The sequence below is a fragment of the Actinomadura rubteroloni genome (assembly GCF_002911665.1).
GTDB classification, from domain to species: domain Bacteria; phylum Actinomycetota; class Actinomycetes; order Streptosporangiales; family Streptosporangiaceae; genus Spirillospora; species Spirillospora rubteroloni.
The window spans coordinates 1-20,167 of record NZ_MTBP01000003.1; the positions used below are offsets into that span (position 1 = coordinate 1).

Consider the following 20,167-nt stretch of genomic DNA (forward strand, 5'->3'; position numbering starts at 1 on the left):
TTTGGCGAGAGGGAAACACCCGGTTCCATTCCGAACCCGGAAGTTAAGCCTTTCAGCGCCGATGGTACTGCATGGGAGACTGTGTGGGAGAGTAGGACACCGCCGGACTTATTGTGGTTGAGGGCCATCCCGCGAGGGATGGCCCTCAACGCATTTCTAGGGGCTTCGCCGTCGGCGGGGCCCCTTTTTGCGTTGCCGGCCGGGGGCCTTGTGGCGGTTGGAGTGAGCCCGAGGGCGCCGTAGGGTGGTTCGGGTGACTGACAAGCTGTGGGAGATCGAACCGTCCGGGCCCCTGCGCGGTGACGTCACTGTGCGCGGGGCGAAGAACGCTGTCAGCAAGCACATGGTCGCGGCCATGCTCGGGAGCGAGCCCAGCACGATCCGCAATACGCCTGACGTGGGTGAAGTCGGGATCACTGCGGCGATGCTGGAGCATCTCGGGACCTCGGTGGAGCGTTCCGGGGACGAGATCACGCTCGTCCCTGGTGACGTCGTCGAGCCGAATGTGCCCAAGGCGTTCACCGGGCTCAACCGGATCCCGATTCTGATGCTCGGTCCGTTGCTGCATCGTGCGGGTGAGGCGTTCGTGCCGCTCGTGGGCGGGGATCCGATCGGGCGGCGGCCCGTCGACTTCCATGTGGACGCGCTGCGGGCGTTCGGGGCCGAGGTCACGCTGGCCGCTGACGGCATTCATGCGCGTGCCAAGCGGCTTGTCGGGACGCGTATCGAACTGCCGTACCCGAGCGTCGGGGCGACCGAGACGGTTCTGCTGGCCGCCGTGCTCGCGCAGGGCAAGACCGTCATCCGCAACGCCGCCACCGAGCCGGAGATCACCGAGCTGGCGCTGTTCCTGCAGCGGATGGGCGCGCGGATCTCGTTCAGCCCGGACCGGCGCATCGTCGTCGAGGGCGTGGAGCGGCTGGGCGGCGCGCAGACGCGGCTCGGCGGGGACCGGATCGAGGCGTTCTCCTACCTTGTGGCGGGGCTTGTCACGGGGGGCGAGGTGCGTGTCCACGGGTGCGCGCAGGACCGGCTCGTCACGCCGATCACGACGCTCGCGCGGATGGGCGCGCGGTTCCAGATCACCGACGACTGGATCATGGCGTCGGCGCCGGAGGGGCTGCTGCCCGCCGCCGTCCAGACCGACACGCACCCCGGGTTCGCCACGGACTGGCAGACGCCGCTGATGGTCCTGTTCACGCAGGCGGACGGCATGTCCGTGCTGCACGAGACCGTCTATGAGAACCGGCTCGCCTACGTCCCCGCGCTCCAGAGCATGGGCGCGGAGATCGAGGTGTACGACACGTGCCTCGGCGGGCCGGCGTGCCGGTACCACGACACGGGCGCGCGGCATTCGGCGGTCGTCCGGGGCGTCAGCAAGCTGCGCGGCGGCGACGTGACGATGCCGGACATCCGCGCGGGGTTCTCCGCCGTGCTCGCCGCCGCCGTGGCGGAGGGGCCGTCGACGTTGCGGGGCGTCCACCACATCGAGCGCGGCTACCACCGTCCGGTCGAGCAGTTCCGTGAGCTCGGGCTGAGCCTGCGCGCCCGCTGAGCGACGCGCCGGACGCGCGCCGGATCGGATATGTATGGGGGGTGATCCATGCCGACGGCCCCCAGCCGAAGTACCTTCAGCTCCGCGCGATCCTGCTGGAGCTGATCGAGCAGGAGCGCCTGCCGGTGAACGCGCCCGTCCCGTCCGAGCGGGAGCTGTGCCGCCGGTTCGGGGTGTCGCGGATGACGGTCCGGCAGGCGGTCGACCAGCTCGTCGCCGAGGACCGGCTGCGCCGCATCCCGGGCAAGGGGACGTTCGTCGCGCGCCCCAAGGTGCAGATGCCGAAAGAGCTGGTGTCGTTCACCGAGGACATGCGGGCGCGGGGGCTGCGGCCCGCGTCCAAGGTGCTCGGCGCGCGGACGGTCCCGGCGGACGCGCGGCTGGCGCGGCTGTTCGGCGCCGACCCGGGCACGCCCGTCCACCAGATCGAGCGGCTGCGGCTCGCCGACGACGAGCCGATGGCCGTCGAGAAGTCCTGCATCCTCGCGTCGCTCGCGCCGGGCCTGCTGGACGGCGGCGTCTCCGACCGGTCGCTGTTCGCGGTCCTGGCGGAGGACCACGGGATCGTCTTGGACGCGGGCGAGCAGACGATCGAGGCCGGCCCGGTCGAGGCCGACGAGGCGGGGCTCCTCGGCGTCGCGCCGGGCAGCGCCGTGTTCTTCCTGCTCCAGCGCACCTTCAGCCGGGACGTCTGCGTCGAAGTGGCGACCGCCACCTACCGCGCCGACCGGTACCGCATCCATCTCGGTCTCGAACCGCGAGGTCACGGGCCGGGGGACTGGCGTCCGCGCTGACGCGAGGCGTTCGCCGCGCCGCGCGCTGGGCATGACCCTCCCGACGGGACGAGGGAGGGACGCGCATGCCGGAGAACGTGCTGATCGCGGGGGCCGGGCCGACCGGGCTGCTGCTGGCGGGCGATCTCGCCGCGGCGGGCGTGGACGTCACCGTCCTGGAGCGGCGGGTGGGGCCGTCGGAGCTGACCCGGGCGTTCGCCGTCCACGCGCGGACGCTGGAGCTGTTCGACATGCGCGGGATCGCGGACGCGCTGCTGCGCACCGGCCGCCGCGTCCGGCAGATCCGATTCTTCGGGCATGTCGGCATTGACCTGTCCGGGCTGCCGGGACGGTTCCCGTTCGTCCTCGTCACCCCGCAGTACGAGACCGAGCGCGTCCTGCGCGACCGGGCCGTCGCGGCGGGCGCGCGGTTCCAGGAAGGCGTGGAGGTGACCGGGCTGCGGCAGGATGCCGAGGGCGTCGCGGTGCACGTCCGGACGGCCGACGGGACGACCGGGGTCCGCAGGGCCGCCTACGCGGTCGGCGCGGACGGAGCGCACAGCGCGGTCCGCGCGGCGCTGGGCCTGCCGTTCGGCGGGACGTCCGCCGCCCGCGAGGTGATGCTCGCCGACGTCCGGCTCGACGCGGAACCCGAAGAGATCTTCCAGTTCGGCGTGGGACGGGACGTGTTCGCCGTGATCGTCCCGTTCGGCGACGGCTGGTACCGCGCGGTCGCGTGGGACGACGACGACCGGGCGGCCGGCACCGGCGAGGTCGACCTGGACGCGCTGCGCGCCGCCCTCCGCAAGGCCCACGGCACCGACTTCGGGCTCGGCGCGGCGCGCTGGACGTCCCGGTACAGCACCGACGAACGCCAGGTCCCCCGCTACCGGGCGGGCCGGGTGCTGCTCGCGGGCGACGCCGCCCACGTCCACTCCCCGGTGGGCGGGCAGGGCATGAACATCGGCCTGCACGACGCCGCGAACCTCGCCTGGCGGCTCGCCGCCGTGCTGCGCGGCCACGCCCCCGACACGCTCCTGGACGGCTACCACGCCGAGCGCCACCCGGTCGGGCGCCAGATCGTCGCCGGGACGGGCGCGCTGATGCGGCTGCTGCTGGCCCGGTCGCCCGTCCTGCGCGCGGCGCGGCCGGTGCTGGTCCGCGCGGCGGCGCTGCCGCCGATCCGGCGGCGGGTCGCGCTGGTCGCGTCCGGGCTCGCCACCGCCTACCCGGCGCCGCGCGGGACGCATCCGCTCACCGGCCGCCGCGCGCCGGACGTGCCGCTGGCGCGCGGCGCCGGACGGCTGTTCGAGGCGCTGCGCGACGGGACGTTCGTCCTGGTCGCCGCCGCTGACGACCCCGCGCTCGGCTACCTGGTGGAGCAGCGCTGGCCGGGCCGCGTCCGGTACGCCGTCGCGGGCGGCCGGACGCGCGCGACCGTGCTCGTCCGGCCCGACGGCCACATCGCGTGGGCGACGGACGAGACCGCGCCGGACGCCAGGGCCGCCGCCGTCCGCGACGCGCTCGCCGGCTGGGCCGGACCGCCCGCCGGGACGGCGGCTCCGGCGGGTCAGAACCGGTGGCTCTCCCGGCCGTAGCCGAGTTCCTCGGCGATGTCGGCGAGGTTCTCGTACGGCCGGTCGGGCAGGTCGGCGAGGCTCTCGGCCGCCGCGTCGGGCGCGTCGGCGCCGATGTGCGCCAGGAGTTCGTCCGGATACGCCGGGTAGCGGACGCCTGTCAGCACGCGCGCGAGGGCGCTGCGCCGGTCGACGTCGGCGGTGCTCATGCCGGGCGGCGATCCGCTCTGCAGGTCGTCGGGCTGCGCCGGGTCGGGCCGTGCCGCCGGATCCCAGACGGCGTCGTCGGAGACGGGCTCGGTCTCCCTGAACTCGTCGGCGTGCGTGGCGTGCCCGCCGGTCACCATGCCGCGGGTCTCGCGCTCCAGCTCGTCGTCGAGCTGGGGGCCGTGCTTGCCGGTCTGCTGCTCGCCCATTGGGGGTCCTCCTTCCGTCAGGTGCGACCCCCTTCCCGGTCATCGGCGGCTGAACCGTCAGGCGTCCCGGCTCCTGCGGGGCAGGCGCAGGCGGCGCCGGGACGGGCGCGGCGACGGCTCGGGATCGGCCGCCCCGGCGGCGTCCGCGCCGGGGTCCACGGCGGCCTCGTAGCGCATCGGCAGTTCCCGGGGCGCGAGGACGAGCGGTGTCGCCCGCCACTCCAGCTCGTCGCGCGGCACGGCGGGCCGCAGCACCGGCAGCGCCGCCGCGAGCCGTTCCACGGCGAGGACGGCGAGGCCCGTCGCCAGGTCGCGGCCGAGGCAGGCGTGCGGCCCCGCGCCCCACGCCAGGTGCGCGCGGGAGCTGTGGACGGCGTCGGCGGGCAGGCCCCCGGCGAACGACGGGTCGGCGTGCGCGGCGGCCGTCGACAGCAGCACCGGGTCGCCCGCGGCGAGGTGGTAGCGGCCGAGCCGGACGCCTGAGCGCGGGCAGCGGAACGTCAGGTAGGACGCCGGGGGAGCGTGCAGCGCCGCCCGGTTGACGGCCTCGGGGAGCAGCCCGCCCGCCGAGCCCGCGCCGTCCCCGGACGCCTCCAGGATCGTCGAGCAGATCAGCGCGCCGGTGTGCCCGCCGACCCACCGGACGGCGAGCATCGCCTCCCCGGCCAGCTCGTCGGCGGTCAGGCCCGGGTCGGCGGCGTGCAGGAGCGACGCCAGGTCCGCGCCGCGCGCTTCCCTCGCCTGCGCGCACCGCTCCCGGACGGCGGCGGCGACCCGCTCGGCGGCCGCGGACGCGTCCGGGCCCTCGCCGAGCAGGACGGCGAGGTCGGCGCGCACGCCGTCGGGCAGCCCGAGCAGCCGGAGCGTCGCCAGCAGCGCAAGCGGACGCGCGTACCCGGCGGCGAGGTCGGCGGTGCCGGTGGCGCCGTGCGTCCGGACGAGCGCGGTGATCAGCTCGTCGGCGTCCCGCGCGACGCCGCGTTCCAGCGCCCGTGCCTCGGGGCGCTTGCGGTCCTGGAGCACCGCGAGCGCGGCGGCCCACGCGGCGCGCAGCCGGTCCAGGGCGGCGCCGTCGGCGAACAGCGCCGAGCCGGTCGCCGCTTGCGGGGCGTGCGGCCAGTCCGCCGGGACGCGGCCGCCCTCACGCTCCCGCCACGCGGCGGGGTCCTTGCTCCAGACGCCGCGCGCGTCGCGCAGGACGTCGAGCATCTGCGGGTAGCCGAGGACGAGCCACGCCGGCACCCCGCCCGCGTCCACCGGGGCGACGGGCCCGTAGCGGGCGCGCAGATCGTCGTGGAACGCGGTGTGCCGCGCCTCTCCCGCGCCCGTGAGCAGCGGTTCGACGGCCAGCCGGGCGAGCGGGGGGTGGGCCGGTTCGTCCGGCGTCAGTGGCTCCATCGGCCCCGACTCTAGAGGACGGCCGGGCGATGTGATCAGTTCCTCGTGAAATGCCCGGCCGGGCACCGCGCCGGTCCGCCGGGCCGCCGGGCGTGCGAGGCTGGTTCCCGCGCAACTGTCCCGATCCCATGACACCCGGAGGTCACGATGGCCGATTCGACCGACGACAACGGCGGCCCGGAAGAGCTGAAGAAGCGGTTCCGGGAGGCTCTGGAGCGCAAACGCGGCGCCGCGGCGGACCGGCAGGGCGCCGGCGGCGGGAAGGGCGGCAAGGTGCGCGGGGCGCACGAGCGCGCCGACCACCAGCGCCAGTTCCGCCGCAAGAGCGGCTGACCGCCGGGGCGGACCCGACGACCGGGTCCGCCCCTCGCGTCACTGCCGGTAGAGCTGCTCGGAGTAGGCGGCGCCGTAGTAGCGCTCCAGCTCCTCCACCGACTCGGGGGTCGTCTGGACCTCCTTGACCAGGCGGGCGTGGGACGGCAGCACGTCCGGCCGCCAGGTCGCGGGCTTCCAGAGTTCCGAGCGCAGGAACGCCTTCGCGCAGTGGAAGAAGATCTGCTCGATCTCGATCTCCACCGCCAGGATCGGCCGGTGGCCCTTGACGATCATCTGGTCGAAGTAGGGGGCGTCGCGCAGCAGCCGCGCGCGGCCGTTGATCCGCAGTGTCTCCGAGCGGCCGGGGATGAGCGAGATCAGCCCGACGTGCGGGTTGGCGAGGATGTTCAGGTAGCCGTCGGCCCGCCGGTTGCCGGGACGCTCGGGGACGGCGATCGTCGTGTCGTCCACCACATGGACGAAGCCGGACGGATCGCCCTTGGGGGACGCGTCGCAGGAGCCGTCGGCGGCGCTGGTGGCGAGGACGCAGAACGGCGACGCGGCGAGCCATTCGCGGTCGCGCGGGTGCAGGACGACGCGCTCCTTGGACACCGCGCGGGGCTTGGGCGCGCCGAGCAGCGCGCGGAGGTCGTCGGGCGAGGTGATCTCGGCCGGATCGGACACCGGTACGAGCCCCTTTCTCCGGCCGTCCGGCCGGTTCGCCGCCCATCCTCCTCTCCGCTGCCGAGCCCTGTCGAGTTTGTTCCGCGGTGTCCGGGTCAGGGGCCGTCGCCGAGCACGGCCGCGGCGGCGGCGATCGCGGGGAAGCGGGCGGCGGCCCCGGGCGCGGCGGCGGCCCCGGCGAGGACGAGCGTCGCGTAGCCGTGCGCCAGCGACCAGGCCGCGAGCAGGGCGTCCTCGTCCGGGACGGCGTCGCGCAGCGGGGCGTAGGACCGTTTCCTGGCCGCCTCCAGTTCGGGGTCGCCGGCGGCGAGCAGGTCGTCCCGGAACATGATCGCGAAGTGGGACGGGTGCCCGATCGCGAAGGCCACGTACCGGGCGCCGAGGTCGCGCAGGCCGGTCGCGGGCGGCTCGCGCAGCGCGGCGGCGAGCAGGTCGTGGCCCTCGGCCGCGAGCGCGGTGAACAGCCCGGTCTTGTCGCCGAAGTGGTGCGCCGGCGCGGCGTGCGACACCCCGGCGCGGCGGGCGAGGTCGCGCAGGCTCACGGCGGCGGGCCCGCGCTCGGCGATGAGCGCGGCGGCCTCGGCGAGCAGCGTCCGCCGCAGGTCGCCGTGGTGGTAGGGGCTCATGCCGCGATCCTATCTTGTCATTGACAAGACGTGGGCGCCGTGCGAATCTTTCCAATGACAAGATTGGAAGGACGCGCCATGACCCTCGACCGCCGCCTGTGGCACCTGCTCGAACCGGTCCACGCGCTCGTCTACTACGCCCCCGAGGTCACCGCCGCCACCCGCGCGCTCGGCCATGCCTCCGACACGCGGTGGCCCGCGTACTTCCCGCTGCGCGCCGCGCCGCTCGGGCCGGTCGGCCCCGGCCCGGTCACCGCGCTCTTCTACAGCTTTGAGCCCGGCATGGTCGGGCGCCACATGGCCGCCGCCTGGGACACCGCGCCGCCGGAACGGATGCTGGACGCGCGGCTCGGCGGGATCGACGCGGCGTACCGGCGGCTGCTCGGCTCCGGTCTCGGCGGTGCGCGCGTCGCCGAGGCCGCCGGCCTGGCCCGCCGCGCCGCCGAGGCCGCGCCGCTCGCGGGACGGGCGCTCGCCGCCGCCAACGCCGGTCTGCCCTGGCCGGACGAGCCCCATCTCGTCCTGTGGCAGGCCGCGACGATCCTGCGCGAGCACCGGGGCGACGGCCATGTCGCGGCGCTGCTCGCCGCCGGGCTCGGCCCGGCCGAGTCCCTGGTGTCGTTCGCGTCCGTCGGCGCGGCCCGTCCGGAGGTGTTCGCGAGCCGGGGCTGGTCGCCGGCGGAGTGGGCGGCGGCCGGGGAGGGCCTTCGCTCCCGCGGCCTGCTCGCCCCGGACGGCACGGCGACCGAGGCGGGCCGCGCGCTGCGCGCCGACGTCGAACGCCGCACCGACGACCTCGCCCGCGCCCCCTACGACGCGCTCGGCGCGGACGCCGCCGAACGCCTCGCGACGGCGCTGGAGCCCGTGTGGATCGCGGCGGTCGGCAGCGGCCTGCTGCCCGCCGAGAACACCCTCGGCATCGGGAAGGTGTGACGATGGAACTCCCGTGGACGACGGTCGCCCCGGCCGAGGGCGATGTGCTCGTGATGGCGTCCCGGTTCCGGCTGCGCGGGATCCGGCGGTCGCCCCGCTTCCTGCTCGACGCGCTGCGGCTGCGGCGGCAGGCGCTCCGCGCGCCCGGCGCGGTCGGCGTCGCGCTGCGCGCCCGCCCGCTGCGCGGCGAGTTCTGGACGCTCTCGGCCTGGACGGACCGCGCGGCGCTCCAGGACTACGCCGCCGCCGATCCGCACGCCGCCGTGCGGGCGCGCGCCGCCCGCTGGACGAGCGACGCCGCGTTCGTTTTCTGGACCGTTCCCGCGCCGCCCGCGAGCCGCGCGGACGCCGCCGAGCTGTGGCGCGAGGGGGAGCGGCGGGTCGCCGGTCAGGCGCGGACGGCGTAGGTGCGGACGCCGCCGGACTCGGCCGCGTCCAAAATCCGCTGCTCGGTGAGGACGTCCAGGTGCGCGCCGATCTCCAGGACGGCGAGCATCCGGCTGAAGGGGTCCAGGTCGTCCAGGGCGCGGCGGCGGCGCGTCCACGGCATCGCCCGCGCGACCTCCAGCGCGGTGGTGTTCCCGGCGCGGACCTGCGCGGCGGCGGCGTCCAGGCGCGCTTCGTGGTGGGCGAGCAACTCGTCCACGCGGGTGTGGACGCTGGCGGTGACGCCGCCGTGCGCGGGCAGCAGCAGCGTGTCGGGCAGGTCCCGGACGAGCCGCAGCGAGTCCAGGTAGCTGCGCAGCGGGCTCGCCTCGGGCTCGGGCTCCAGCCCGATCGACGGGCTGATGTGCGGCAGGACGTGGTCGCCCGCGAACAGCAGCCCGGCGGCGGCGTCGCGCAGCACGACGTGGCCGCGCGTGTGGCCGGGGGTGGCGAAGACGTCCAGGTCGCGGGCGGTGAGGGCGACGCGTTCGCCGTCGTCGAGCCAGGCGTCGGGGAGCGGGTCGGCGATGGAGCGTTCCCCGCCCCGGTCCAGCGCGGCGATCTCGGCGGCGAGGTCGGGCGCCCCGCACCGGCGCAGCAGCTCGATCTGGCGCCGGCTGCGGTCGGCGGCGTTGAACGCCTTGATCGACGGCTCCTCGCCCCGGCCGACCCGCACGCGCGTCCCGAACGCCTCGCGCAGCTTCAGGGCCTGCGAGTAGTGGTCGATGTGGGCGTGGGTGACGAGGAACTGCGAGACGTCCCCGGCCGTCAGGCCGAGCAGCCCGAGCGCCTCGTCCAGGGCAGTGCGTGCGTCCGGGAACGCCCAGCCGGAGTCCACGACGACCGGCCCGGACGGGTCGTCGATCACGTAGACGTTCACCGCGTGCAGGCCCGGGACGGGCACCGGCAGCGGGATCCGGTGGACGCCCGGGACGACCGGGTGCGCGCCCGGCTCCGTCCAGTCCGGGGGCTGCTCACTGAGCGGCGGTGTCACGGCGGCCCCCTTCTCGAACGTGATTCGGTTCGCCGCAGAACCTACTTCATCCGGCGGGCGGCCGGGCCGCCGGGGGCTCCTAGAGTGGGGGCATGGCACGCAGAGGCAGGAACGACCGCACGCCCGTCCCGGACCTGCGTCCGGTGGGCGGCGGACGGGCCGAGCTGCTGCGCGACGCCGACCGCGACGGCGGCTGGGTCCTGATCGTCGGCGGCGTCCCGCAGTCCTACGTGGACCTCGCCGACCCGACGTACCTGGACTTCGAGTACATGCGGCTGCTCGGCGACATCGTGGACTGCCTCGGCCTGCCCGGCGAGCCGTTCGACGCCGTCCACGTCGGCGGCGCGGGCTGCACGCTGCCCCGCTACCTCGCCGCGACCCGGCCCGGCTCGCGGCAGGTCGTGCTGGAGCCGGACGGCGAGCTGGTCGCGCTCGTGCGCGAGCGGCTGCCATTGCGGGGCGTGCGCGGCGTGAAGATCCGGATCACCGACGGTCGGACGGGCCTCGCCGCGATCCCGGACGCGTCCGACGACCTCGTGGTGCTGGACGCGTTCGCGGACGCGACCGTCCCGGCCGAGCTGGTCACCGAGGCGTTCACCCGGGAGGCGGCGCGGGTGCTGCGGCCCGCCGGGGTCTACCTGATGAACATCGCCGACGGGACGCGGCTGGCGTTCGCGCGGCGGGTCACGGCGACGGTGCGGGAGGTGTTCCCGCACGTCCTCATGCTCGCCGACCCCGGGGTGCTGCGCGGGCGCCGGTTCGGGAACATCGTGCTGGCGGCGTCGCGCGCGCCGCTGCCCGCCGACGCGCTGACGCGCCGGGCGGCGGGCGGGATCGCGCGGGCGCGGCTGGTGGACGGCGCCGACCTCGTCGCGTTCGGCGGCGGCGCGGCCCCGATCCGCGCCGCGGCGGACGTCGTGCCCCCCGAACCGCCGGAACGGGTGTTCGGGGCCTTCTGAGCGGCGCCCGTCCTTTATGGACCGTTCCCGGGCGGTCTGTCAGCGTTAACGGAAACGGCGAACCGAATTCTATGCCGCAGATCCGGCCGGTTTGTCCTGCAAAACGGGACGGGATGTCCCATAATCGAGTGATGGAGTCGTCCACCCGGATTCTTATTCTCGGCATGGATTCGTCGGGGAAGGTGCTTCAGTTCGATCGAAATGCGGCGGCCGTCCTGCGAATCGAGCCGGGCGTCCCGCTGGACGAGGTGATCGCCGGGGCCGGCGCGCCGCTGTGCGAGACGGTGCGCAGCGGACGCGAACGCACCGTCATGCTCTCCGTCGAGACCTCCGGCGGCGCGCACGAGGCCGTCGTCACGCTCCATCCGCTGAGCGCCGCCGCCGATCCCGACGGGGTCGCCGTCCTCGCGCTCGTCCGCGTGCCCGTGCCGCACGCCGAGCGGTTCGTGGACCCCGCGCTCGTCCGCCGCGCCCTGCTGGACGACGCCCTGCCGCGCCTCGGCTCCACCCTCGACCTCGACCTGCTCGCGCGCGGGCTGGTCGAGGTGGCCGTCCCGCATCTGTGCAACGTGGCGAGCCTGCTGCTGCTGGAGAGCGCGCTCGACCCCGAGGAGCCGCCCGCGGCGGGCGTCGCGCCGATGCGGCGGATGGCCCTGGCCACCGACGACGGCGACTCGGCGTGGGACGCGGCGTTCCCGACCGGCGAGGCCGTCGTGTACCCCGACGACAGCCCGTACGCGCGGTGCCTGGCGACGGGCGAGCCGGTGCGGGTCACGCTGGACGCCGAGAGCGCCGTCCGGCTGGCCGCCGAGTGGCGCCGTCCGCCCGTCGCGGACCTGTTCAAGGGCGCGTCGCTGCTCCTGCTGCCGATCACCGAGGCGGGCGGGCTCCTCGGGTTCTTCGTGTGCGTCCGGACGCCCGCGCACCGCCCGTTCGACGCCTACGACGTCGAGGTCGGCATGGAGTTCGCGAGCCGCGCGGCGATCCTCGTCGAGTGCGCCCACCGGTACGGGCGCGAGCGCGCGACGGCGCTGACGCTCCAGCGCAGCCTGCTGCCGACCGACCTGTCCGCGCCCGCGACCGTGGAGCTGCGGCACCGCTACCTGCCCGGCGGACGGCTCATCGAGGTCGGCGGCGACTGGTACGAGGCCATCGCGCTGCCCGGCGCGCGGGTCGCGCTCGTCGTCGGCGACGTCGCCGGGCACGGCGTCCGGGCGGCCGTCACGATGGGACGGCTCCGCACCGCGATCCAGACCCTCGCCGCCCTCGACCTGCCGCCCGCCGAGGCGCTGGAGCGGCTGGACGCCCTGATGCGCACCCTCGGCGAGCGCGAACCGCACTTCGCGACCTGCGCCTACGTCGTGTACGACGCGGTCAGCGGCCGGTGCGAGGTCGCGAGCGCCGGGCATCCGCCGCCGCTGCTGGCCGCGCCGGGCTCGCCCGCCGCCTACCTGGACGTCCCGCCCGCGCCGCCGCTCGGGATCGGCGACGGCCCGGTCGTCAGCCGCGAGTTCCCCGTCGCCGACGGCACCCTGCTGTTCCTCTACACCGACGGGCTGGTCGAGCACCGCGCCCGCGACATCGACGTGGGCTTCGACCGGCTGCGCGCCGTCTTCGACCGGGGCGCCGGCGACCTGGACGAACTGTGCCGCGAGACGCTCGACGGCGTCTTCGACGACCACCAGCGCGACGACATCGCGATGCTGCTCGCCCGGCTGCACCGCATCCCCGAGGAGGACCACGTCGCGTTCGCGCTGCCCGCCGAGCCCGCCGCCGCGCGCCGCGCCCGCGGGCTGGTCCGCGAGCGGCTGCGCCGCTGGGGCCTCGGCGCGCTCGCCGACACGGCGGTGCTGCTGGCGTCGGAGCTGGTCACCAACGCCTACCGGCACGCGGGCGGGCCGATCACGCTGCGGCTGATCCGCGAGGGCGGGCTCGTCCTGGAGGTGTTCGACTCCTACGACGGGCAGCCGCGCGTCCGGGCGGGCGAGGACGTCTGCGCCGACGGCGGCCGGGGCCTCCAGGTGGTGGCGCGGCTGTCGCGGCGGTGGGGCGTGCGTTGCACGCCCGGCGGGAAGGCCGTGTGGTGCGAGCTGCCGCTGCCGCGGTGAATGCCGAATGGCCGCCCGGCGACTCCTGCGGCCATTTCGGAAAAGGACGATGTCCGGGGCCGGGAAAAGCACACCCGGCGCGGTCGGCGGCCGATCGTGATTTTCGGCTTCGTATCGTGCCGGATGATGACGCACAGTAGTCTTCGGGGTGCCGGTGACCAAGGTTCCGGTGGCGGAGCCCGGTCCGCCGGTCCTGCGCGGTGAACCGGCGGGCCGGGATTCCGTTCGACGGCGTGTGTGACAAAGCACTGAAATCGGGATAAAGACCGCATCTCCGGTGGTTCGGCGGCCCCGATCATGGGATCTTGGTGGCCGCCGCGATCGCGCGGCCCGGGGACCCCGCCCGTGCGGGTCCCGCTCCCGATCGGAGAACCATGCCGAGACTCGTCCTCGCGGGCGCGTCCGCCGTCGCGCTCGTCGCGGCGGGCGGAATCGTCGCCTTTCGCGCCGCCGACGCGCCGCCCGTCCGGGCCGTGCCGGCCGCCCACGTCGACCCCGGCCGGGTCGCCGCGCGCTCCTTGCGCGACCTCGGCGCGCACACGCGCGGGCTGCCCGCCGCGACCACCGCGCCGTTCAGCCTGGTCGGTGTCACCTGGGACCGGCCGCGCGCCGAACTGCGCGGGACGGTCCGGGTCCGCACGCGGGCGCAGAAGACGGGCACCTGGTCGCCGTGGCGCAGTGTCACGACCGAGACCCAGGACGTCCCGGACAAGCCGGGCAAGAACGTGCGCGGCGGCACCGGCGCGCTGTGGACCGGGCCGTCGGACGGCGTCGAGGTCCGCGTGACCGGGCACGGCCGGACGCTGCCCGCCGGGCTCCGCGTCGACCTGGTCGACCCCGGCACCGGACGGACCACGACCCGCGCCGCCGGACGGCCCGTCCCGGTTCGGCTGGCCGCCGCCGTCGAGCCCGCCGGTTCGCCCGCGCCGTCGGACTCGCCAACCGTGAAGGCCGCCGCCGTGCCGCAGCCCGCGCTGGTGGCGCGCGTCGGGTGGGGCGCGGACGAGTCGCTGGTCAAGGCGCCGCCGACCTACGACGCGTCGGTGAAAGCGGTGTTCGTCCACCACACCGACACCGGGAACGACGTGGCCTGCGCGGACTCGGCGTCCGCCGTCCGGGCGATCTTCCTCTACCACGTGCAGAGCGAGGGCTGGGACGACATCGGCTACAACTTCCTGGTCGACAAGTGCGGGACGATCTTCGAGGGCCGCGCGGGCGGGACGGACCGTCCGGTCCACGGCGCGCACACCTACGGGTTCAACACCGACACCACGGGCGTGGCGGTGCTCGGGAACTACACGTCCGTCCAGCCGAGCGCGGCCGCCCTCGACGCCGTCGCGCGGATCTCCGCCTGGAAGCTCGGCCTCACCGGCGTCGACCCGACCGGGACCACGAAGCTGACCTCGCTCGCCCCCGACGGCACCGGCGGCAAGTACCCCTACGGCACCGAGGTCACGTTCAACACGATCTCCGGGCACCGCGACGGGTTCGCGACCGAGTGCCCCGGCACCGACCTGTACGCCAAGCTGCCCGCGATCCGGACGGCCGCGCGGAACATCACCTGGCCCGTCCCGGCGACGTCGCTGGCCGGGGCCGCCAAGTCCGGCACCCGCTACTACACCAAGGGCGCGGTGACGCTCGGCTGGAAGGCCACGGGCGCCGAGTCCTACGAGGTCCGGGTGGACGGCAAGGTCGTCGCGCAGCCCGCCGGGACCGCCACGTCCGCCGCCGTGACGCTCGCGGCCGGCGCGCACACGCTCGCGCTGCGGGCCGTCTACGCGGGCGGGAAGGTCACCGACGCGCCCGCCTACGCCGTCACCGCCGACGCCACGAAGCCGGTGTTCGGGTCGGGGGCCGCGCTGGCGCTGCGCCGCTCGACCGTGAACACGACCGCCGTGCCCGTCACGCTCGGCTGGAAGGCCACCGACAACACGCTGCTGGCGGCCGTCCGGGCGACGTCCCCGAGCGCGAAGACGTTCTCCCCGACCACCACGAGCTGGTCGGCGACGGCCAAGCCGGGCTCGGCGACCTGGGCGCTGACGGCGACGGACGCGGCGGGCAACGCGGCGACCTCCTCGGTGGCCCGGACGTCCGCGCTCGTCTCCGAGCAGAGCGCCTACCGCAAGGGCACCTGGCGGACCACGACGACGTCGTCCTACCTCGGCGGACGCGGGCTGTACTCCAGCTCGCGCGGCGCGTACGCGTCCTGGACGTTCACCGGCCGCTCGGTGGGCCTCATCGTCAAGCGCGCCAAGAACACCGGCGCGGTCACGGTCTACGTGGACGGCAAGAAGGCCGGGACGCTCGACACCCGCGCGTCCACCACCGCCTACCGGCAGCTCGCGTGGACGAAGGCGTGGTCGTCCAGCGCCAAGCACACGATCAAGATCGTGGTGGCGGGGACGTCCGGGCGCCCGGTCGTCGGCATCGACGGGATCGCCACCCTGCGGTGAGGAAAGACCGTCCGTCCGGCCGAGGGGGAACGGCCGGACGGACGGGGCTCAGGGGACCGGGACGGGCGCGTCCGCGAACGTCCCGGTCCGGCGGATCGTGTGCCAGCGCAGCCGCGCGCCGAGCGCGGCCGTGACGAGCGACTGGATCACCACGAGGTACATGAGCTGCCGGTAGACGACCTGCTGGAGCGGCAGCGCCCACAGCGGCCGGATCCGCTCGCCGTCCAGCCACAGCGCGTACGCGCCCGCCGCCGCCTGCGCCGCGACGAACAGCGACCAGGTCACGAGCGGCGCCACCGGGTCGAGGAACAGCACGCCGAACACCGCGAACAGGTCCACGGCGGGCGCGAAGACCGGCAGCACGACCTGGAAGACGAGCAGGTAGGGCAGCGCGCGGCGGCCGAACCGGCCCGAGGCGCCGCCCTGCACGACCGACCCCCGGTGCTTCCACATCGCCTGCATCGTCCCGTAGCACCAGCGGTAGCGCTGCCGCCAGAGCTGGCGCAGCGACGCGGGCGCCTCGGTCCACGCGACGGCGTTCTCCTCGTAGATGACTCGCCAGCCCGTCCGGCAGATCGCCATGGTCAGGTCGGTGTCCTCGGCGAGGGTGTCCTCCGGGACGCCGCCGACCGACGCCAGCGCCGCGCGGCGGAACGCGCCGATCGCGCCGGGGACGGTCGGCATGCACTGGAGGACGTCGAACATGCGCCGGTCGAGGTTGAAGCCGATGACGTACTCGATGTGCTGCCAGCGGCCGAGGATCCCGCCCCGGTTGGCGACCTTGGTGTTGCCGCTGACCGCGCCGACCGACGGGTCCTCCAGCGCCGTGACGAGATGCCGGATCGTGTCCCGCTGGAAGACCGTGTCGCCGTCCACGAGCACCAGCACGTCGTAGAGCGCCATGCCGACGCCCGCGTTCAGCGCGCTCGGCTTGCCGCCGTTGGCCTTGCGGACGAGCCGGACCCCGGGCAGCGCCAGCGACTCCACGATGGCCGCCGTCGCGTCGCGGGACCCGTCGTCCACGACGACGACCTCCAGCGCGCCCGGATAGTCGGTGTCCAGCAGCGACCGGACCGTCGCCGCGATGCCCGCCTCCTCGTTGTAGGCGGGGACGATCACCGAGACGCCCGGCCAGTGGCGCGGCGGCGGCCGTCGGCCCCGCCGCACCCGGCGCATGTGGACGTGCGCGAACAGCAGCAGCGCGACGAGCCGGATCGCGTACAGCGCCCCGGCGACGCCGAACACCGCCCCGAGCCCGCCGGTCAGCGCGCCCGCCGCCCGCTGCGCGGTCACGAGCGTCCAGCCGATGAACCTCTCGGTGCCGGACGCGGGGACGGCGGCGGGCGGCAGCCGCAGCGCCGCGCTCACGGTCGTGAACCGGTAGCCGCGCGGCTGGAGGCGCGTGATGATCTGCTCGACCGCCGCGACGGTCTCGGCCCGGTCGCCGCCGGAGTCGTGCAGCATGACGACCGCGCCGCCCGTCCCGGCGATGGCCCGGTCCACGATCGCGGCGGTGCCCGGACGGCGCCAGTCCTCGGTGTCGCGGTCGGCGAGCACGACCAGGTAGCCGGCGCGGCCCGCGCGCTCGGCGGCCCGCCACTCGGCGGTGGTCAGCCCGCCCGGGACCGACGAGTACGGCATCCGCAGCAGCCGCGTGTGGACCCCGGCGGCGCCGGCCAGCGCCCGCTGGGTGAGGTCGAGTTCGAGGTCGTCGCGCCAGGCCGGGGCGGACGCCATGTCCGCGTGCGTGTAGGTGTGCGAGCCGATCTCGTGGCCCTCGCGCAGGATCCGCCGGACGATCCCGGGGTGCTGCGCGGCGTGGGCGCCGGTGGCGAAGAACGTGGCGTGGGCGTTGTGGCGGCGCAGGACGTCCAGGATCTTGGGTGTCCAGACCGGGTCGGGGCCGTCGTCGAAGGTGAGCGCGATCGTCTTGGCGGGGAGGCGGCGGCTGCGCGGCGTGCCGTCCGCCAGGTTCAGGACCGGGCCGCCGGACGTCACGGCGGCGGGCGCGGGGGCCGGGTGCGGCGGCGTCCGGTGCGGGCCCTCGCCGACGGCGCCGTGCGCGAAGCCGTCCAGGAGCAGCAGGGCGGCCAGCGCGAGCCCGCCGAGCGCGAGCAGCGCCCAGTGGCCGCGCGGTTCGGAGCGGCGTCTCGTCACGGCTTCTTGGTCCGGCCCTTGGCGGGGGGCGTGACCCGTCCGTGGCCCGGCGTCGGCGTCGCGGCGTGCGACGACGGGAGGGGCGCGGCCGTGGAGCGCGCGGTCGGCGCCGGCGCCGCGTCCGGCCGCGCCGCGACGGCGGGACGGCTCGCCGGGGCGGGGCGCGGCACCGCACGGGGCGTCGCCGCCGGGACGGTCCGGATCCGGGGCGTCCGCTCCTGCTTCGGGCGGGGGTGGGCGGGGGAGACGGTCGCGGTGGGGCCGTCGCCGGTCCACGGCGTCATCGGCACCCGCGCGCCGGTCGCGGCGCCGAGGCCGACCGCGGCCAGGAAGGACGCGCACAGCCCGCCGGCGGCCAGGCCGAGGCCGCGCAGCAGCCTCCGCCGCCGCCCGGTCGGGTCGACGAAGACCGGCTCGGGCGCCTCGGTCTCCGGGCCGTGCGTGATCACGTCGTGGGTCATCGGTTCCATCACTGCTCGCGGGAGGGGCGTTCTGACGGCCCTGATCCCTGAGCGCCGGAATACTCACAGATGTCACACCAGTCCGGGTTTGCCTGCACAATGGCGCCGTGGAGGACGCCACGGAGGACGAGCTCGGCCGGGCCGTCGCGGCGGCGGCCGGCGGCGACGAGGACGCGTTCCGGCTGCTCTACCGGGACGTCCAGCCCCGGCTGCTGCGCTACGCCCGCGCGCTCGCCGGGTCCGACGCCGAGGACGTGACCGCCGAGGCGTGGCTCCAGATCGCCCGCGACATCGCCGGATTCCAGGGCGAGGTGGACGCGTTCCGTGGCTGGTGCGCGACGATCGTCCGCAACCGCGCGCTGGACCTGCTGCGCCGCCGCTCCCGGCGGCCCGTCGCGGACCGCTCGCTGGAGGAGGTGCTGTCGATGCCCGCCCGCGAGGACACCGAGGCGCTCGCGCTCGCCCGGCTGTCGACGGACGCGGCAGTACGGCTGATCGCCGAGCTGCCGCCGGACCAAGCCGAGGCGGTCCTGCTGCGCGTCGTCGTCGGCCTGGACGCCGAACGCGCGGGCCGCGTGCTCGGCAAGCGTGCGGGCGCGGTGCGCACGGCCGCCTACCGGGGGCTGCGCCGCCTCGCCGCGCGACTGGACACCGCACCGGACACCGGCGCCGCCCCGGTCCGCACCCACACCGAGGGGGCACTGTGAGCGAGCCGGAAGCGCACGGCATCGGGTACGCCGCAGGCGGGCGGGAGCCACAGCGCGAGCCGAAGGCGCGCGCCGTGCGCTGGACTGAGGACCGCGCGGAGCGAGGGACGAGCGAGGGAAGCGTGCGGCATCCAGCACGCCGCAGGCTCGCGGGAGGCACCGTGAGCGAGCCGAAGGCGCGCGCAGTGCGCTGGACTGAGGAGCGGCGGGAGCTTGCGACCAGAGTGACGAGGGAAGCGTGCGGCTTTGAGCGCGCCGTAGGCTCGCGGGAGACACAGTGAGCGACGAGATCCGGGAGATCGGGTCGCCTGCGCTGACCCGGCTGGTGGAGGCGGCGCAGGCTTCGGCGGGGCCAGGGGAGCTGGCGGGCGAGGAGGCGGCGGTCGCCGCGTTCCGGGCGGCGCGGGCGGAGCGGGCGCCGCGTCGCGTCCGTGCCGTGACGGTCCGGGCGCTGGCCGTGGGCGGGGTCGTGGCGGTGCTCGGCGGCGGGGCGGGTCTCGCCGCCGCGAGCGGTCATCTGCCCGCGCCGGGCGGCGCGCCCGCGCGGACGCACCCGGCGACGCGGACGGACGCCCCGGACCGGGAGCGGGGCGGGACCGGGCCGGCGGGGCGTCCCGTCGTGCCGCATCCGGACGCGAGTCCCGCGCCGCGTCCTACACCGGACGCGTCCGCCACGCCGACGCCGTCGCCGGGGAAGGGGCACGCGCCGTTCGAGGCCGTTCCGAGCGACGCGCCGAGGACCCCCGTCCCCGGGCGCGGTGTGACCGAGCACCCGCCCAAGCGCCCGGTCAAGCACCCGAAGACGTCGCACACCCCCGCCGGGAACGGCAACGCGCCGCACGGGGGCGAGGAGTAGCGGGTCAGGGCTCGGCGGGCGCCCGGGGCTCCTCCGGCGGCGCGGTCGCCGCCGCGACCGGGTGGAAGTACAGGTGGACGGCCGCCGCGACCACCGCCCCGACCATCGGCGCGACGATGAACAGCCACACCTGGCCGAGCGCCGTCCCGCCGACGATCACCGCCGGGCCGAGCGCGCGCGCCGGGTTCACCGACGTCCCGGTGATCGCGACGCCGATGAGGTGGGCGACCGCGAGTGACAGGCCGATGACGACGCCCGCGGTGGCGCGGTCGGCGGTCTTGCTCGTCACGGCCAGCACCGCGAACACGAAGAACGCCGTCAGGACGACCTCGGCGAGGAACGCGCCGCCGAGGCTCACCCGGATGATGCTCGCCGAGCCCCAGCCGTCCGCGCCGAGGCCCGTCGTGGCGCGGCGGTAGATCGGCGACGCGTTCAGCGTCGCCCACAGGATCAGCGCGCCGACGATGCCGCCGAGGAACTGCGCGATCCAGTAGCCGACGGCGCCGCGCACGCTGATCCGGCCCACGATCAGCGCGCCGAGCGTGACGGCCGGGTTGACGTGGGCGCCGGAGATCGGCGCGAGGACGTAGGTCAGCACGAGCATCACGAAGCCGAAGGTCAGCGCGGTCGCGACGACCCCGGCGGACAGGCTGCGCCCGGTGACGCCGAAGCCGAACGACAGCGCCGCCACCCCGACGGCGAAGTAGACGAGCAGCGCGGTCCCGAGGAACTCCGCCACACATTTCTTGACCATGGTGCCTCTTTCCGA

The 20,167-nt window shown here is 75.6% G+C and carries 19 protein-coding genes and 1 rRNA gene; 12 read left to right on the forward strand and 8 right to left on the reverse strand.

Features of this window, described 5'->3' with window-relative positions; translation table 11 throughout:
• From rrf to BTM25_RS21385, 4 genes are all read left to right on the forward strand, one after another.
• A 5S ribosomal RNA gene (gene rrf, locus BTM25_RS21370) occupies positions 1-108 on the forward strand; the annotation flags it as partial.
• A gap of 145 nt (positions 109-253) precedes the next feature.
• Positions 254-1,555, forward strand: a complete 1,302-nt coding sequence (gene murA / locus BTM25_RS21375; protein ID WP_103564793.1) for a UDP-N-acetylglucosamine 1-carboxyvinyltransferase — start codon at positions 254-256, stop codon at positions 1,553-1,555.
• A 41-nt stretch (positions 1,556-1,596) separates the two neighbouring features.
• The gene (locus BTM25_RS21380) at positions 1,597-2,349 is read left to right on the forward strand and encodes a GntR family transcriptional regulator (RefSeq protein ID WP_103564794.1); all 753 of its coding nucleotides are present in this window, start codon (positions 1,597-1,599) and stop codon (positions 2,347-2,349) included.
• A 65-nt stretch (positions 2,350-2,414) separates the two neighbouring features.
• Positions 2,415-3,926: an FAD-dependent monooxygenase gene (locus tag BTM25_RS21385; protein WP_103564795.1), complete on the forward strand. Its 1,512-nt coding sequence runs from the start codon at positions 2,415-2,417 to the stop codon at positions 3,924-3,926.
• On the opposite strand, the gene BTM25_RS21390 is transcribed toward BTM25_RS21385, so the two are convergent.
• The gene (locus tag BTM25_RS21390) at positions 3,899-4,321 is read right to left on the reverse strand and encodes a DUF2795 domain-containing protein (RefSeq protein WP_103564796.1); all 423 of its coding nucleotides are present in this window, start codon (positions 4,319-4,321) and stop codon (positions 3,899-3,901) included. The genes BTM25_RS21385 and BTM25_RS21390 overlap by 28 nt on opposite strands.
• Before the next feature lie 57 nt (positions 4,322-4,378).
• A complete protein-coding gene (locus tag BTM25_RS21395) occupies positions 4,379-5,719 on the reverse strand; it encodes a cytochrome P450 family protein (protein ID WP_103564797.1) in 1,341 nt (446 codons plus the stop codon).
• 147 nt (positions 5,720-5,866) lie between these two features.
• Here BTM25_RS21395 and BTM25_RS21400 point away from each other — a divergent pair, with 147 nt between their 5' ends.
• Positions 5,867-6,052 carry a DUF5302 domain-containing protein gene (locus BTM25_RS21400; protein ID WP_103564798.1) on the forward strand — a complete coding sequence of 62 codons (186 nt, stop codon included), beginning with the start codon at positions 5,867-5,869 and terminating at the stop codon, positions 6,050-6,052.
• 39 nt (positions 6,053-6,091) lie between these two features.
• On the opposite strand, the gene BTM25_RS21405 is transcribed toward BTM25_RS21400, so the two are convergent.
• Positions 6,092-6,718 (reverse strand): pyridoxamine 5'-phosphate oxidase family protein, encoded by a 627-nt coding sequence (locus BTM25_RS21405; RefSeq protein ID WP_103564799.1) that lies wholly within the window; start codon positions 6,716-6,718, stop codon positions 6,092-6,094.
• 95 nt (positions 6,719-6,813) lie between these two features.
• Entirely contained in the window at positions 6,814-7,344 is a 531-nt protein-coding gene (locus tag BTM25_RS21410) for a TetR/AcrR family transcriptional regulator (RefSeq protein ID WP_103564800.1), read from the reverse strand.
• A gap of 78 nt (positions 7,345-7,422) precedes the next feature.
• Between BTM25_RS21410 and BTM25_RS21415 the strand changes: the two genes are divergently transcribed.
• Entirely contained in the window at positions 7,423-8,277 is an 855-nt protein-coding gene (locus tag BTM25_RS21415) for an SCO6745 family protein (RefSeq protein WP_103564801.1), read from the forward strand.
• Positions 8,278-8,279: 2 nt separating this feature from the next.
• Positions 8,280-8,684, forward strand: coding sequence for a hypothetical protein (locus BTM25_RS21420; RefSeq protein ID WP_103564802.1), 405 nt, complete (start codon positions 8,280-8,282; stop codon positions 8,682-8,684).
• On the opposite strand, the gene BTM25_RS21425 is transcribed toward BTM25_RS21420, so the two are convergent.
• The gene (locus BTM25_RS21425) at positions 8,666-9,697 is read right to left on the reverse strand and encodes an MBL fold metallo-hydrolase (RefSeq protein WP_103564803.1); all 1,032 of its coding nucleotides are present in this window, start codon (positions 9,695-9,697) and stop codon (positions 8,666-8,668) included. The genes BTM25_RS21420 and BTM25_RS21425 overlap by 19 nt on opposite strands.
• Before the next feature lie 92 nt (positions 9,698-9,789).
• Between BTM25_RS21425 and BTM25_RS21430 the strand changes: the two genes are divergently transcribed.
• From BTM25_RS21430 to BTM25_RS21440, 3 genes are all read left to right on the forward strand, one after another.
• On the forward strand, positions 9,790-10,656 hold the full coding sequence (locus BTM25_RS21430; protein ID WP_103564804.1) for a spermidine synthase: 867 nt from the start codon (positions 9,790-9,792) through the stop codon (positions 10,654-10,656).
• A gap of 164 nt (positions 10,657-10,820) precedes the next feature.
• A complete protein-coding gene (locus tag BTM25_RS21435; RefSeq protein WP_103564805.1) occupies positions 10,821-12,764 on the forward strand; it encodes an ATP-binding SpoIIE family protein phosphatase in 1,944 nt (647 codons plus the stop codon).
• A 374-nt stretch (positions 12,765-13,138) separates the two neighbouring features.
• The gene (locus tag BTM25_RS21440) at positions 13,139-15,217 is read left to right on the forward strand and encodes an N-acetylmuramoyl-L-alanine amidase (protein WP_103564806.1); all 2,079 of its coding nucleotides are present in this window, start codon (positions 13,139-13,141) and stop codon (positions 15,215-15,217) included.
• Positions 15,218-15,265: 48 nt separating this feature from the next.
• On the opposite strand, the gene BTM25_RS21445 is transcribed toward BTM25_RS21440, so the two are convergent.
• Together BTM25_RS21445 and BTM25_RS21450 are read right to left on the reverse strand one after the other, a co-directional pair.
• Positions 15,266-17,374 (reverse strand): bifunctional polysaccharide deacetylase/glycosyltransferase family 2 protein, encoded by a 2,109-nt coding sequence (locus BTM25_RS21445; RefSeq protein ID WP_103564807.1) that lies wholly within the window; start codon positions 17,372-17,374, stop codon positions 15,266-15,268.
• Entirely contained in the window at positions 17,371-17,835 is a 465-nt protein-coding gene (locus BTM25_RS21450; RefSeq protein ID WP_146059099.1) for a hypothetical protein, read from the reverse strand. Before BTM25_RS21450 ends, BTM25_RS21445 begins: the two co-directional genes overlap by 4 nt.
• A gap of 107 nt (positions 17,836-17,942) precedes the next feature.
• Between BTM25_RS21450 and BTM25_RS21455 the strand changes: the two genes are divergently transcribed.
• Together BTM25_RS21455 and BTM25_RS21460 are read left to right on the forward strand one after the other, a co-directional pair.
• Entirely contained in the window at positions 17,943-18,542 is a 600-nt protein-coding gene (locus BTM25_RS21455) for an RNA polymerase sigma factor (protein ID WP_235828551.1), read from the forward strand.
• Positions 18,543-18,819: 277 nt separating this feature from the next.
• A complete protein-coding gene (locus BTM25_RS21460) occupies positions 18,820-19,398 on the forward strand; it encodes a hypothetical protein (protein ID WP_103564810.1) in 579 nt (192 codons plus the stop codon).
• A gap of 4 nt (positions 19,399-19,402) precedes the next feature.
• On the opposite strand, the gene BTM25_RS21465 is transcribed toward BTM25_RS21460, so the two are convergent.
• Complete coding sequence (locus BTM25_RS21465) at positions 19,403-20,152, reverse strand: MIP/aquaporin family protein (protein ID WP_103564811.1); 750 nt, start codon at positions 20,150-20,152, stop codon at positions 19,403-19,405.
• Positions 20,153-20,167 lie beyond the last annotated feature (15 nt).